Source organism: Parazoarcus sp. PS-13 R2A, from assembly GCF_057621855.1.
The window spans coordinates 36,503-50,416 of record NZ_JBYEXN010000021.1; the positions used below are offsets into that span (position 1 = coordinate 36,503).

12 protein-coding genes are annotated in these 13,914 nt (G+C 60.2%); 11 read left to right on the plus strand and 1 reads right to left on the minus strand.

Annotation, left to right across the window (positions count from 1 at the left end; all coding sequences use genetic code 11):
- Positions 1-13 precede the first annotated feature (13 nt).
- The 11 genes from nuoE (at position 14) to AC22G6_RS17420 (ending at position 12,558) form a co-directional block, all read left to right on the plus strand.
- Positions 14-493 (plus strand): NADH-quinone oxidoreductase subunit NuoE, encoded by a 480-nt coding sequence (gene nuoE, locus AC22G6_RS17370; RefSeq protein WP_108951091.1) that lies wholly within the window; start codon positions 14-16, stop codon positions 491-493.
- Positions 490-1,809, plus strand: coding sequence for an NADH-quinone oxidoreductase subunit NuoF (nuoF, locus tag AC22G6_RS17375; protein ID WP_487367814.1), 1,320 nt, complete (start codon positions 490-492; stop codon positions 1,807-1,809). Before nuoE ends, nuoF begins: the two co-directional genes overlap by 4 nt.
- Entirely contained in the window at positions 1,803-4,136 is a 2,334-nt protein-coding gene (gene nuoG / locus AC22G6_RS17380) for an NADH-quinone oxidoreductase subunit NuoG (protein ID WP_487367815.1), read from the plus strand. Before nuoF ends, nuoG begins: the two co-directional genes overlap by 7 nt.
- Positions 4,136-5,185: an NADH-quinone oxidoreductase subunit NuoH gene (nuoH, locus tag AC22G6_RS17385; protein WP_108947529.1), complete on the plus strand. Its 1,050-nt coding sequence runs from the start codon at positions 4,136-4,138 to the stop codon at positions 5,183-5,185. The genes nuoG and nuoH overlap by 1 nt, the downstream gene beginning before the upstream one ends.
- A gap of 13 nt (positions 5,186-5,198) precedes the next feature.
- Positions 5,199-5,684 carry an NADH-quinone oxidoreductase subunit NuoI gene (nuoI, locus tag AC22G6_RS17390; protein ID WP_108947530.1) on the plus strand — a complete coding sequence of 162 codons (486 nt, stop codon included), beginning with the start codon at positions 5,199-5,201 and terminating at the stop codon, positions 5,682-5,684.
- A gap of 35 nt (positions 5,685-5,719) precedes the next feature.
- A complete protein-coding gene (locus AC22G6_RS17395) occupies positions 5,720-6,322 on the plus strand; it encodes an NADH-quinone oxidoreductase subunit J (protein WP_108947531.1) in 603 nt (200 codons plus the stop codon).
- Positions 6,323-6,378: 56 nt separating this feature from the next.
- Positions 6,379-6,684: an NADH-quinone oxidoreductase subunit NuoK gene (gene nuoK / locus AC22G6_RS17400; RefSeq protein ID WP_108947532.1), complete on the plus strand. Its 306-nt coding sequence runs from the start codon at positions 6,379-6,381 to the stop codon at positions 6,682-6,684.
- A 12-nt stretch (positions 6,685-6,696) separates the two neighbouring features.
- The gene (gene nuoL / locus AC22G6_RS17405; protein ID WP_487367816.1) at positions 6,697-8,718 is read left to right on the plus strand and encodes an NADH-quinone oxidoreductase subunit L; all 2,022 of its coding nucleotides are present in this window, start codon (positions 6,697-6,699) and stop codon (positions 8,716-8,718) included.
- A 75-nt stretch (positions 8,719-8,793) separates the two neighbouring features.
- Positions 8,794-10,275: an NADH-quinone oxidoreductase subunit M gene (locus AC22G6_RS17410; RefSeq protein ID WP_487367817.1), complete on the plus strand. Its 1,482-nt coding sequence runs from the start codon at positions 8,794-8,796 to the stop codon at positions 10,273-10,275.
- A gap of 37 nt (positions 10,276-10,312) precedes the next feature.
- Complete coding sequence (gene nuoN, locus AC22G6_RS17415) at positions 10,313-11,782, plus strand: NADH-quinone oxidoreductase subunit NuoN (protein ID WP_108947535.1); 1,470 nt, start codon at positions 10,313-10,315, stop codon at positions 11,780-11,782.
- 224 nt (positions 11,783-12,006) lie between these two features.
- Positions 12,007-12,558: an NUDIX domain-containing protein gene (locus AC22G6_RS17420; RefSeq protein WP_487367818.1), complete on the plus strand. Its 552-nt coding sequence runs from the start codon at positions 12,007-12,009 to the stop codon at positions 12,556-12,558.
- A 57-nt stretch (positions 12,559-12,615) separates the two neighbouring features.
- Here AC22G6_RS17420 and ppk2 read toward each other — a convergent pair whose 3' ends face one another.
- Positions 12,616-13,782 (minus strand): polyphosphate kinase 2, encoded by a 1,167-nt coding sequence (gene ppk2 / locus AC22G6_RS17425; protein WP_487367819.1) that lies wholly within the window; start codon positions 13,780-13,782, stop codon positions 12,616-12,618.
- Positions 13,783-13,914 lie beyond the last annotated feature (132 nt).

The following is a 13,914-nucleotide window of genomic DNA, read 5'->3' on the forward strand; positions in this document are numbered from 1 at the left end:
AAAAGAGTACGACATGCTGAGCCAGGAAACGTTGCAACAGATCGATCGCGAGATCGCAAAATATCCGTCAGACCAGAAGCAGTCGGCTGTCATGGCAGCGCTGCGTATTGCACAGGTCGAGAAGGGCTGGTTGCCCAAGGACGTCATCGAGTACGTCGCGAGTTATCTCGACATGCCGGCCATTGCCGCTTACGAGGTCGCAAGCTTCTACAACATGTACGACCTCAATCCGGTCGGACGCCACAAGATCACGGTATGTACCAATCTGCCCTGTGCGCTGTCGGGCGGCGTACACGCGGCCGATTACCTGAAGAGCAAGCTGGGCATCGACTTCAACGAAACCACCCCTGACGGCAAGTTCACCCTCAAGGAGGGCGAGTGCATGGGTGCCTGTGGAGATGCCCCGGTGCTGCTGCACAACAACCACAAGATGTGCAGCTGGATGACGACCGAGAAAATCGACCAAATGCTGGCCGATCTGGAAGACAAATGAGCGCGCACGGACTGATTCTCGCCGGAGTCGATGGCGACCGCACCTGGCGGCTCCAGGATTATATGGCCCGCGGCGGATACGCAGCGTTGCGCAAGATCATTGCGGAAAAGACGCCACCCGAGACCATCATTGCCGAACTCAAGGCGTCAGTGCTGCGAGGGCGTGGCGGTGCAGGGTTTCCGACGGGATTGAAGTGGAGCTTCATGCCGCGCTCCTTCCCGGGCGACAAGTACCTTGCATGCAACTCCGATGAAGGCGAGCCGGGAACGTTCAAGGATCGCGACATCCTGCGCTACAACCCGCATACCGTCATCGAAGGCATGATCATTGCGGCCTATGCGATGGGCTGTGCCCGCGGGTACAACTACATCCACGGTGAGATCTTCGAGATCTACACCCGCTTCGAAGAGGCGCTCGACGAGGCGCGTGCTGCCGGACTTCTCGGTCAGAACATCCTCGGGTCGGACTTTTCCTTCGAGCTGTTTGCCCACCACGGTTACGGCGCCTACATCTGCGGCGAAGAAACCGCGCTGCTGGAGTCGATCGAAGGCAAGAAGGGGCAGCCGCGCTTCAAGCCGCCGTTCCCGGCAAGCTACGGTCTGTACGGCAAGCCGACCACCATCAACAACACTGAAACCTTTGCGTCGGTCCCGTTCATCATGAACATGGGCGGCGAGGGCTTCCTGAACCTCGGCAAGCCAAACAACGGTGGCACCAAGCTGTTTTCGATTTCCGGTCATGTCAATCGTCCGGGCAACTACGAGATCAATCTCGGTACGCCGTTCTCCGAGCTTCTCGAGATGGCCGGTGGCATGCGTGGCGGGCGTCAGCTGAAGGGCGTGATTCCGGGTGGCTCTTCGTCGCCGGTCATTCCCGGTGCGGTGATGATGGACTGTACGATGGACTACGACTCGATCTCCAAGGCAGGCTCGATGCTGGGTTCGGGGGCGGTGATCGTGATGGACGAGACCACCTGCATGGTGAAGGCGCTCGAGCGCCTGTCCTACTTCTACTTCGAGGAGTCCTGTGGTCAATGTACGCCGTGTCGCGAAGGCACCGGCTGGCTGTACAGGGTTGTGCACCGGATCGAAAACGGTCTCGGCCGTCCGGACGACCTTGATCTGCTGAACTCGGTGACCACCAACATCATGGGGCGCACCATCTGTGCGCTCGGTGATGCGGCCTCGATGCCGGTGCAGAGCTTCATCAAGCACTTCGGCGATGAATTCGCGTATCACATCGAAAACAAGAAATGTCTGGTTCCGCCGGAAGTGCAGCGTGCCGGCAGCCAAATCTACGTGAGCCCCTCATGCTAGAGATCGAAATCGACGGAAAGCAGGTTCAGGTGCCGGATGGCAGCACCGTCATGGATGCCGCATCCATGACCGGCTCCTACATCCCCCATTTCTGCTATCACAAGAAACTCTCCATTGCGGCCAACTGCCGCATGTGCCTGGTGCAGGTGGAAAAGGCGCCCAAGCCCTTGCCTGCCTGTGCGACGCCCGTTACCAACGGCATGAAGGTCTGGACCCAGTCCGAACTTGCGGTCAAGGCGCAGAAGGGCGTGATGGAGTTCCTGCTCATCAACCATCCGCTGGACTGTCCGATCTGTGACCAGGGTGGTGAATGCCAGTTGCAGGATCTGGCCGTGGGCTACGGTGGCAGCCAGTCCCGCTATCAGGAAGAAAAGCGGGTCGTGTTCAACAAGAACCTCGGCTCCCTCGTGTCGACCGACATGACGCGATGCATCAACTGCACGCGCTGCGTGCGTTTCACGACCGAGATTGCGGGTGAAATGGAGTTGGGTCAGGCCTTCCGCGGCGAGCACGCGGAGATCATGACCTTTGTCGAGAAGACGGTCGATTCCGAACTCTCCGGCAACATCATCGACCTGTGTCCGGTGGGTGCGCTGACCTCCAAGCCCTTCCGTTTTGCTGCACGCACGTGGGAGCTCTCGCGTCGCAAGTCGGTGAGCCCGCATGACGCCCTTGGCGCCAACCTCATCGTGCAAACCAAGCACGAAGTGGTCAAGCGCGTGCTGCCGAATGAGAATGAAGCGCTCAATGAGTGCTGGCTGTCGGACAAGGACCGCTTCTCCTACGAAGGCCTGTCCAGCGAAGATCGCCTGACCCAGCCCATGATCAAGCAGGGTGGCGAATGGAAGGCCACCGACTGGCAGACCGCGCTTGAGTTCGTTGCGACCGGTCTCAAGGGAATCTCCAAGGACTACGGTTCCGCCTCGATCGGTGCACTTGCTTCTCCGCATTCCACGGTGGAAGAACTCCACCTGCTGCAGAAGCTGGTTCGCGGACTGGGCTCGGACAACATCGACTTCCGCCTCCGTCAGACCGATTTCCGTGCCGATGCATCGCGCAGCGCTGCTCCCTGGCTGGGCATGCCGGTGGCGGGTGTGTCTGATCTCAACCGCCTGCTGGTCGTGGGCAGCTTCCTGCGCAAGGACGCGCCGCTCCTGGCGCAGCGTGTGCGTCAGGCCGCCAAGCGCGGGCTGCACGTCAGTGCTGTTGGACCCACCGCAGAAGAATGGCTGATTCCGGTGCGCCAGCGCGCACTGGTCGCGCCCGACGCAATGGTTGCGACCCTTGCCGGGATCGTGGTCGCGCTGGCAGCCGAGAAGGGCGTTGCAGTCAGCGAGGGTCTCAGCGCCCAGTTGCCCGCAAACGCGTCGGAAGCGGAAACCGGGATTGCGCAGAGTCTTGCGAGTGGTCGTAAGGTTGCCGTGTGGCTTGGAAATCTGGCTGTGCAGCACCCGTGTGCTGCAGAGCTTCAGGTTCTCGCGCAGGAGATTGCCCGCCTGTCCGACGGTGTGTTCGGCTTCATCGGTGAGGCGGCCAACAGCGTGGGCGCTTATCTTGCCGGGGCCGTTCCTGCGGGGGCGGGGCTCAATGCCCGTGCAATGCTCGAAGATCCGCGCAAGGCGTACATTGTCATGGGCGCTGAGCCGGCACTTGATTTTGCTGATGGCGCGCTGGCGACGTCCGCGCTCGCGTCAGCACAGCTTGTGGTTGCACTGTCCGCCTTCGGATCGGATTCGCTGCGTGAGACGGCTGACGTGATGTTGCCGATTGCGCCGTTCTCGGAAACCTCGGGGACCTTCGTTAACTGCGAAGGAACTGCGCAGAGTTTCAACGCAGTCGCGAAGCAGTTGGGCGATACGCGGCCGGGCTGGAAGGTGCTGCGCGTCCTCGGAAACCTGTTGCAGCTCGACGGCTTCGACCAGGGTGACTCCGAAGCCGTGCGTGCCGAGGTTCTCGGTGCGGTTACACCCGCGTCTCTGGGCAACGCGGTCTCCGGCATCGACTTGGCTGGCTCGACGGCCATTGCAGGCTTGCAGCGTGTTGCCGACGTGCCGATCTATTTCGCAGATCCGCTGGTACGCCGCGCACCCTCCCTGCAGAAGACCAAGGATGCCGCGGCACCCGTGGCTCGCATGTCGGGTTCGACGCTTGCAAGCCTGGGCGTTGGTTCCGGTGAGCGTGTGCGAGTCAGCGGCAGTGGCTGCGTCGAACTGGCTGCGGTTGCGGACGATACGGTGGCTGACGGTTGCGTACGGATTGCTGCAGCGCACGTTTCGACCGTGGCGCTGGGCCCGATGTGCGGTGAATTGAGCGTGGAGCGAGTCTGATGGAAGCGATGCTGCAACCGGTTGCCGACCTCTTCGGCCCCACCTGGCCTGCTGTCTGGACGCTGCTAAAGATCGTCGCGATCATTGCGCCGCTGCTTGGCTGCGTGGCTTACCTGACGCTCGCCGAGCGCAAGGTCATCGGCTTCATGCAGGTCCGGATTGGCCCCAACCGCGTCGGTCCCTTCGGTCTGCTGCAGCCGATCGCCGATGGCGTGAAGCTGCTCCTCAAGGAAATCATCATTCCGAGTGGCGCCAACAAGGGCCTGTTCATCCTTGGACCGATCCTCGCGATCGCCCCTTCGCTCGCTGCTTGGTCGGTGGTTCCCTTCAGCGACGGAATGGTGCTTGCAAACGTCAACGCAGGTCTGCTGTTCCTGCTCGCCATCACTTCGATGGAAGTCTATGGCGTGATCGTCGCAGGCTGGGCGTCGAACTCGAAGTATCCCTTCCTTGGATCGATGCGAGCTGCCGCGCAGATGGTTTCCTACGAAGTGTCGATGGGTTTCGCGCTGATCTGTGTGCTGCTGATTTCAGCCAGCCTGAACCTGACCGATATCGTGACCTCCCAGGGCGAGGGTCGTTTCCACGACATGGGGCTGTCCTTCCTGTCCTGGAACTGGCTGCCCCTGTTTCCGATGTTCGTGGTGTACGTGATCTCGGGTATCGCCGAGACCAACCGCGCTCCGTTCGACGTCGTTGAAGGCGAAGCCGAAGTCGTGGCCGGTCACATGGTTGAGTATTCGGGCATGGCGTTTGCGTTGTTCTTCCTCGCCGAATACGCAAACATGATCCTGGTTTCGATTCTGACCTCGATCCTGTTCCTTGGTGGCTGGCTGTCGCCGGTGGGTTTCCTGCCCGATGGTTTTCCCTGGCTGGCGCTCAAGACGGCATGCATCCTGTTCCTGTTCCTGTGGGCACGAGCAACCTTTCCCCGGTTCCGTTACGACCACATCATGCGTCTGGGCTGGAAAGTTTTCATTCCGGTCACCCTGGTCTGGGTGGTCGTGGTGGCGGTGTGGATGATGTCCCCGCTGTCGATCTGGAAGTGAGGTACTGAAGATCATGGGTGCCAACGAATACATCGGAAGCCTGTTCCTGAAGGAACTGGTCAAGGGCCTCGCCCTGACCGGCAGGCATTTTTTCCAGCGCAAGATCACGGTCCAGTTCCCCGAGGAAAAAACGCCGCAAAGCGCGCGTTTCCGCGGTCTGCATGCCTTGCGTCGCTATCCCAACGGCGAAGAGCGCTGTATTGCATGCAAGCTGTGTGAAGCGGTCTGCCCCGCGATGGCGATCACGATCGATTCCGATCAGCGCGATGACGGCTCCCGCCGCACCACGCGTTACGACATCGATCTGACCAAATGCATTTTCTGCGGCTTCTGCGAAGAGGCCTGCCCGGTCGACGCGATCGTTGAAACACGGGTGTTCGAGTATCACGGTGAGAAGCGTGGCGATCTCTACTACACCAAGCAGATGCTGCTTGCGGTTGGTGACCGGCACGAGGCTCAGATTGCGGCCGATCGCGAGCAGGAAGCGAAGTACAGATAAGGGGAGGGTGCCTGCGGGCACCGTGAAACGGAACTATGGAATTCAAGACCTTCGTTTTCTACTTTCTTGCGGCGATCCTCGTATTCGCCGCACTGAAAGTGATTACCGCGAGAAACCCGGTGCATGCCGCGCTCTATCTCGTACTCGCCTTCTTCAACGCCGGCGGCATCTGGCTGCTGCTGCATGCCGAGTTTCTCGCCATCACGCTGGTGATGGTCTACGTCGGGGCGGTCATGGTCCTGTTCCTGTTCGTGGTGATGATGCTCGACATCAACCTCGAGCGTCTGAGACAGGGATTCTGGAGTTACCTCCCGGTTGGCGCGCTGATCGGCGTGCTGCTGGTGATCGAGATGGCCATGGTGCTCGGCGGTCAGTATTTCGGCCTCGATGCAATGCCCGTTCCGCCCGAACCCCAGGCCGGTTTCAGCAATACTCGGGAACTGGGTCGCGTGCTCTACACCGACTACGTCTATCCGTTCGAACTGGCCTCGCTGGTGCTGCTGGTGGCAATGGTGGCGGCGGTCTCGCTCACGCTGCGCAAGCGCAAGAACACAAAATACATCGATCCGGCACGGCAGGTCTCGGTGAAGCGCGAAGGACGCGTGGAACTGGTGAAGATGCAAGCCGAGAAAGAGTGATACAGGCGCGAACAAGAACCACGCCGGTTGCGGTCGGCGTGATCAGGGAGTCATAGATGCTTTCGCTTTCCCATTACCTCATCCTGGGCGCGATCCTGTTCGCGATCAGTGTGGTCGGGATCTTCCTTAACCGGAAGAATCTCATTGTCCTGCTCATGGCCATCGAGCTGATGCTGCTCGCGGTCAATCTGAACTTCATCGCGTTCTCGCACTACATGGGCGATATCGCTGGTCAGGTTTTTGTTTTCTTCATCCTCACGGTGGCGGCTGCCGAATCGGCAATCGGTCTGGCGATCCTGGTTGTGCTGTTCCGCAACCTGCGCACGATCCACGTGGATGATCTGGACAGCCTCAAGGGTTAAGGAAGCGTCACGATGACGGACATGCAGAAGCTTTACCTCCTTGTGCCGCTCGCGCCGCTCTTTGGCGCGATCATGGCCGGTCTCTTTGGCAAGGCGATCGGTCGTGCCGGGGCGCACATTGTCACCATTCTCGGTGTGGCGGTCGCACTGGTCGCGTCGGTGGTCATTTACCAGGACGTTCAGGCGGGCAACACCTTCAACGGAACGATCTACACCTGGATGCAGGCAGGGGGGATCGACTTCGAAGTCGGCTTCCAGATCGACGCACTGACCGTGATGATGATGCTGGTCGTGACCTTCGTCTCGCTGATGGTGCACATCTACACCATCGGTTACATGTCGGAAGATCCTGGCTACCAGCGTTTCTTCAGCTACATCTCGCTGTTCACCTTCTCAATGCTGATGCTGGTGATGTCGAACAACTTCCTTCAGCTGTTCTTCGGCTGGGAAGCAGTGGGCCTTGTTTCCTACCTGCTGATCGGCTTCTGGTACGAGCGTCCGACCGCGATCTACGCCAACCTGAAGGCTTTCCTGGTCAACCGCGTGGGAGACTTCGGTTTCCTGCTTGGCATCGGTCTCATCGTTGCCTACACCGGCAGCCTCAATTACGCGGAAGTGTTCGCCAAGGCGAACGAGCTCGCCGGGATGACGATGGACGTGACCGGCTGGCCGCTGCTGACCGCGATCTGTATCTGCCTCTTCATCGGTGCGATGGGCAAGTCGGCCCAGGTGCCGCTGCATGTCTGGCTGCCTGACTCGATGGAAGGCCCGACGCCGATCTCCGCGCTGATCCACGCAGCGACCATGGTGACCGCCGGTATCTTCATGGTGGCGCGCATGTCTCCGCTGTTCGAACTGTCGGATACCGCGCTGTCCTTCGTTCTCATCATTGGTGCCACCACGGCGTTGTTCATGGGTTTCCTCGGCATCATCCAGAACGACATCAAGCGCGTGGTTGCGTACTCGACGCTGTCGCAGCTCGGCTACATGACCGTGGCGCTCGGCGTATCTGCGTATTCTGCCGCGGTGTTTCACCTGATGACGCATGCCTTCTTCAAGGCCCTGCTGTTCCTTGGTGCCGGTTCGGTCATCATCGGCATGCATCACGATCAGGACATGCGCAACATGGGCGGTCTGTGGAAGTACATGCCCATCACCTGGTTCACCTCCTTGCTGGGTTCGCTGGCACTGATCGGATTCCCGTTCTTTTCCGGCTTCTATTCCAAGGACTCGATCATCGAAGCCGTTCATGCCTCGACGATCCCCGGTGCGGGCTATGCGCTGTTCTGCGTGCTGCTGGGCGTATTCGTCACCGCCTTCTACTCCTTCCGCATGTACTTCCTGGTCTTCCACGGCAAGGAACGCTTCGGGCAGGACCACGGGCATCACGAGCACCATGGCGACCACGATGACGAGGAGCCTGCGGCCGACCATCATCACGGCCTGGCTCCGGGGCAGAAGCCGCACGAGTCGCCGCTGGTCGTGACCGTGCCGCTGATCCTGCTGGCCATTCCGTCGGTGCTGATCGGTTTCTTCACCATCGAACCGATGCTGTTCGGCGAGTGGTTCAAAGGCGTCATCTTCTTCGGTGAAAACCATGTCGGACTGAGCGAGCTTGCCGAGAACTTCCATGGCCCGATCGCAATGGCCTTGCACGGGCTGCAGACTGCGCCGTTCTGGCTGGCAATGGGCGGTGTTGCGGTGGCCTGGTACTTCTACATGGTCAAACCGGGGATTCCCGCTGCGATTCAGCGCACCTTCAAGCCGCTGCACACGCTGCTCGAGAACAAGTACTACTTTGACCGGTTCAACGAGATTGTCTTCGCGGGCGGTGCTCGCCTGCTCGGCAAGGCATTGTGGAAGGGTGGTGATCAGGGCCTGATCGACGGTGTGGTCGTGAATGGCACTGCGAAGCTGGTGGGCTGGGTGTCGCGGATCTCCAGTCTGTTCCAGACCGGGCACCTGTATCAGTACGCCTTCACAATGATCATTGGCGTGTTCGTTCTGCTGACATTCTGGCTCAATCGTGCTTAAGCAAGAACGCAACGCGCAGGGACACAACAACAAGGTCGAACGCGCCGCTTGCGGCGCACAGAACGGAAAGCAACGATGACGGACATTCCCCTCCTCAGTCTGGCGGTTTGGGTGCCAATTATTGGCGGGCTGCTAGTGCTCGCCACTGGCTCCGACCGCAACGCCCCGATGGCACGTGCGTTAGCACTGCTGGTGGCGATTGCCGGCCTCGTCGTGACGCTTCCCCTCTACACCGGCTTCGACGTCGGCACGAGTGCGATGCAGTTCGTTGAACTCATGCCCTGGGTGCCCCGGTTCAACATCAACTACCACCTCGGTGTGGACGGGATCTCGGTGTTGTTCGTGATCCTCAACGCCTTCATTACCGTGATCGTGGTGGTGGCGGGATGGCAGGTCATTGAGCAGAAGGTCGCCCAGTACATGGCAGCGTTCCTGATCATGTCAGGTCTGATGAACGGGATCTTCTCCGCGCTGGATGGTGTGTTGTTCTATGTCTTCTTCGAAGCTTCGCTGATTCCGCTCTATCTCGTGATCGGTATCTGGGGCGGGCCGAACCGGGTCTATGCGGCGATCAAGTTCTTCCTTTACACGCTGGCCGGTTCGCTGCTGATGCTGATCGCGCTGCTCTACCTCTTCATGGAGTCGGGTGGCAGCTTCAATATCCTCGACTGGCATCAGCTGCCGCTCGGGATCGACGCGCAGACGCTGATCTTCTTTGCCTTCCTGGTGGCGTTTGGTGTCAAGGTGCCGATGTGGCCGGTGCATACGTGGTTGCCGGATGCCCACGTCGAGGCGCCGACGGGTGGCTCGGTGGTGCTGGCCGCAATTGCGCTGAAGCTCGGCGCCTACGGTTTCCTGCGCTTCTCGCTGCCGATCGTGCCGGATGCGGCGATGCAGCTGGCGCCGCTGGTGATCACCCTGTCGCTGATCGCTGTCGTCTATATCGGCTTCGTTGCGCTGGCGCAGGCCGACATGAAGAAACTGGTGGCCTATTCCTCCATCTCGCACATGGGCTTCGTCACCCTTGGCTTCTTCATGTTCAACCCACTGGCGATGGAAGGTGCGCTCGTTCAGATGATTTCGCACGGTTTCGTATCCGCCGCGATGTTCCTTTGTATCGGCGTGCTCTACGACCGGATGCACTCCCGTCAGATCGCCGATTACGGTGGCGTCGTGCATCGCATGCCGAAGTTCGCTGCGTTCTTCATGCTGTTTGCGATGGCCAATGCCGGCCTGCCGGCGACCAGTGGTTTCGTTGGTGAGTTCATGGTCGTGCTGGGTGCAGTCCAGTTCAACTTCTGGGTGGCCTTCCTCGCCGCCACCACGCTGATCGTGGGTGCTGCCTATACCTTGTGGATGTACAAGCGCGTCGTGTTCGGCCCGATCGCAAACGACCATGTCGCCAAACTCGATGACATCAATGGTCGCGAGTTTGCCTTCCTTGGCATCCTGGCGCTGTTCGTGCTGGCGATGGGCCTTTATCCCTTCCCCTTTACCGAGGTGATGCATGCTTCGGTGGATGAACTCCTGCGGCATGTTGCCGTGAGCAAGCTCTGAGCGAGCAGGCGAGACACTTAACCGGACTGGTCAGAAGATGAACTTTGTTGTCCCCGACTTCTACCCCGCAGCGGCCGAGATCTTCGTCGCCGTGATGGCGCTCGTGATCATGCTGACCACGACCTTTGCGCGCAGCATTGCACGCTCACTCGGCTACTTCCTGAGTCAGTTCACACTGATTGCGGCGGCGTTCATCACCATCGCTACCATGGATGGTCAGGTGAGCTATACCTTCAGCAACATGTTCATCAGCGACCTGATGGGCGACTTTCTGAAGGTGCTGATCTACTTCTCGATGGCCATCGCGCTCCTGTACGGCCGCAGCTACCTTGCAGACCGCAACATCGACAAGCCGGAGTACTACCTGCTGGCGATCCTGATGACCCTCGGCATGATGGTCATGGTGACGTCCAACCACATGCTGACGATGTACATCGGTCTTGAGATGATGTCGCTGGCGCTGTACGCGCTGGTTGCCTTCGACCGTGACTCGGCACGCTCGACCGAAGCGGGCATGAAGTATTTCGTGCTCGGTGCGCTGGCCTCGGGTCTGCTGCTCTACGGCATGTCCATGGTGTACGGTGCGACCGGCACGCTTGAGTTCTCCGGTGTTGCCCAGTCGGTCTACAACCAGGCGGCGAACAAGTCGGTCCTGCTCTTTGGTCTGGTTTTCCTGGTTGCCGGTATCTCGTTCAAGCTCGGCGTGGTTCCCTTCCACATGTGGGTGCCCGATGTGTATCAGGGCGCGACGACGGCCGTGACCCTGATCATTGCGACGGCGCCCAAGCTGGCAGCGTTTGCAATGGCCGTGCGCCTGCTGATCTGGGGCCTGTTCGACATCGCTGAGCAGTGGCAGACGATGCTGATGTTCGTCGCCGTGGCATCGATCATTCTCGGTAACCTTGCTGCGATTTCGCAGACGAACATCAAGCGCATGCTGGCGTATTCCGGCATCTCGCACATGGGTTTCATGCTGCTCGGCCTGTTGTCGGGCGTGGTCGAAGGCGAGCGCCATTTCGCACTGAACGCCTACAGTTCGGCAATGTTCTATGCCGTGGCCTACGTGATCATGAGCCTGGCGTCCTTCGGCATGATCATCCTGCTGTCGCGCGCCGGTTTCGAAGCCGAGCGCATCGACGATTTCAAGGGTCTCAACAAGCGCAGCCCGTGGTTCGCTGCGGTCATGATGTTCGTCATGTTCTCGATGGCCGGTGTTCCGTTCTTCATCGGCTTCTTCGCCAAGCTTTCGGTTCTGCAGGCGGTGGTTGCCGCAGGCTACTTCTGGATTGCTGCGGTCGCGGTGGTGATGTCGGTCATTGGTGCCTTCTACTACCTGCGCGTGGTGAAGGTCATGTACTTCGACGAACCGCTCGATACGGCGCCGATCCATGCGCCTGCTGAACTGCGCGTAATGCTCTCGGCCAACGGTATTGCGGTTGCGGCGCTCGGGATTGCTCCGCAGGCCTTGATGTCGATCTGTGCCTACGCACTGCTTGCATCGCTCTGACGCTTGAGCGGGGGTGAAAGGGCAGCGGTAATTGCTGACTGAGCTTCGAAAGGGCGAACGACCGTCAATGGTGTTCGCCCTTTCCGTTTTTTTGACCGGTGCTTTCTGTTCGAACATCTGCCTCGAGCAGCTTGCAGCAGGAAGGGCCGTGCGTGCTGTGTGAAGGTGCGCTCAGCCGGCTGTGCTGTGGCGGACGGGCACCTGTGAGATGAGGCGGCAAGAACATGAACAAGCATGATCAGGACCCACTTGCGGAGACACCGCTCTCAACCGAGCGGGTTTTCGATGGCGTGCTGTTGAAGGTTTCGCGCGACAGAGTGCGACTGCCTGATGGAGGCGAGTCTGTTCGCGAATACATCCGCCATCCAGGGGCCGTCGTCATCGTCGCGGTGATGCCCGATGGCGCGCTGATCTTCGAGCGGCAGTTCCGCTATCCGCTCAATCGCAGCTTCCTCGAACTTCCTGCAGGCAAGATCGACGCCGGGGAGGATATTCTCGACTGTGCGAAGCGCGAACTCAGGGAAGAGACCGGGTATGTCGCCGACGCCTGGCAGCACCTCGGTGTCATGCATCCTTGCATTGGCTATTCCGACGAACGCATCGAGGTCTTCCTCGCCACAGGACTCACGCACGTAGGGCATCAGTGGGACGAAGGCGAGTTCCTCGAGGTTCTGGCGTTCTCGCCATCCGAAGCCACTGCCGCTGTGCTCGACGGCCGGATTACCGACAGCAAGACGGTCACGGCGCTGTTCCTCGCCGCTCCCCATCTTCGCTGAGTCCGGTCAGGACCAGCATCGGGGGCACGGCTAGCACCGAGCGCCACGGCCGCGGTGCTAGAGAATCGGCGTGTCCTTTTCGCCGCGCTCGTACACCACGTTGGCGCGGCCGACCAGCAGCGGATCGAGTGGGCCGACCCGGTCGAGGTCCTTGTTGGAGTAGGGCAGTTTGTGCAGGACGTAGCGCATCGCGTTCAGGCGTGCGCGCTTCTTGCAGTCGGACTTCACGACCGTCCACGGTGCGTCCGCCGTGTCGGTATAGAAGAACATCGCTTCCTTGGCCTTGGTGTAGTCGTCCCACTTGTCGAGGGAGGCAAGGTCGATCGGTGACAGCTTCCATTGCTTGAGCGGATGCGATTCGCGTTCCTTGAAGCGGCGGAGCTGCTCTTCACGGCTGACCGAGAACCAGAACTTGACCAGGTGGATTCCGCTGCGCACGAGGTTGCGCTCGAATTCCGGCACCTGACGCATGAACTCGCTGTATTCGTCGGGGGTGCAGAAGTTCATGACGCGCTCGACACCGGCACGGTTGTACCACGAGCGGTCGAACAGCACGATTTCGCCCGCGGTTGGAAGGTGCTGGATGTAGCGCTGGAAATACCATTGGCCGCGTTCCATTTCCGAGGGCTTCTCGAGCGCAACCACGCGCGCGCCCCGCGGATTCAGGTGCTCCATGTAACGCTTGATGGTGCCACCCTTGCCGGCAGCGTCCCTGCCTTCGAACAGAATCACGACGCGTTGACCGGTCTCCTTGACCCAGGCCTGAAGCTTGAGCAGTTCGACCTGCAGGCGGTACTTCTGTTTTTCGTAGTTGCGTCGGGACATGAGGTTCTTGTACGGGTAGGCGCCGATACGCCAGTCAGGTGCGAGTTCATCGTCCGGGCGTGTCGATGCCGGCGCGGGGCTCCCGCCGACAGCAAGAAGGGTCTTGCGCAGCAGCTGTGCGTCGTCTGGAGACGCGCCCGCAAGAATGGCCTCGAGCGATTTTGTGACCTCGCTGACGGTGGCGCCTGTTGCTTTGGAGAGGATGTCGCCCACCGCCATTTCGGTGCTGCTGCGCGCGCCGTCTACAGCCTGCTCGATCTCGAACTGCTCAAGCGACAGCGCATCGAGCGCGGGTGAGGTGTCGCCTTCGCTCACAGGGCGGGGCTTGCGGCTTCTCCGCGGGGGTGTGGTGCCGTTGCTCGATTCTCTGGAGGCCGGCTTCCCTGGGCTTGCTGTCATCTGGGCTCCTTTCTGTGTGGGCTCTGATAGGTTTATGGGTCCATTCTATGTCTTCATGCGCTGCTGGTCCCTTCGAGGACGGCCGCGCGCGTGGTCAACTACACGTTATCGGCAGTTATTTTGCGTGGTGCT

What these genes read in the sequence shown, in the direction of transcription:
- nuoH (WP_108947529.1), top strand. Translation starts at nt 4,136, where the DNA reads ATGGAAGCGATGCTGCAACCGGTTGCCGACCTCTTCGGCCCCACCTGG.
- nuoG (WP_487367815.1), top strand. Translation starts at nt 1,803, where the DNA reads ATGCTAGAGATCGAAATCGACGGAAAGCAGGTTCAGGTGCCGGATGGC.
- AC22G6_RS17410 (WP_487367817.1), top strand. Translation starts at nt 8,794, where the DNA reads ATGACGGACATTCCCCTCCTCAGTCTGGCGGTTTGGGTGCCAATTATT.
- nuoN (WP_108947535.1), top strand. Translation starts at nt 10,313, where the DNA reads ATGAACTTTGTTGTCCCCGACTTCTACCCCGCAGCGGCCGAGATCTTC.
- ppk2 (WP_487367819.1), bottom strand. Translation starts at nt 13,782, where the DNA reads ATGACAGCAAGCCCAGGGAAGCCGGCCTCCAGAGAATCGAGCAACGGC.
- nuoF (WP_487367814.1), top strand. Translation starts at nt 490, where the DNA reads ATGAGCGCGCACGGACTGATTCTCGCCGGAGTCGATGGCGACCGCACC.
- nuoK (WP_108947532.1), top strand. Translation starts at nt 6,379, where the DNA reads ATGCTTTCGCTTTCCCATTACCTCATCCTGGGCGCGATCCTGTTCGCG.
- AC22G6_RS17420 (WP_487367818.1), top strand. Translation starts at nt 12,007, where the DNA reads ATGAACAAGCATGATCAGGACCCACTTGCGGAGACACCGCTCTCAACC.
- nuoE (WP_108951091.1), top strand. Translation starts at nt 14, where the DNA reads ATGCTGAGCCAGGAAACGTTGCAACAGATCGATCGCGAGATCGCAAAA.
- nuoI (WP_108947530.1), top strand. Translation starts at nt 5,199, where the DNA reads ATGGGTGCCAACGAATACATCGGAAGCCTGTTCCTGAAGGAACTGGTC.
- nuoL (WP_487367816.1), top strand. Translation starts at nt 6,697, where the DNA reads ATGACGGACATGCAGAAGCTTTACCTCCTTGTGCCGCTCGCGCCGCTC.
- AC22G6_RS17395 (WP_108947531.1), top strand. Translation starts at nt 5,720, where the DNA reads ATGGAATTCAAGACCTTCGTTTTCTACTTTCTTGCGGCGATCCTCGTA.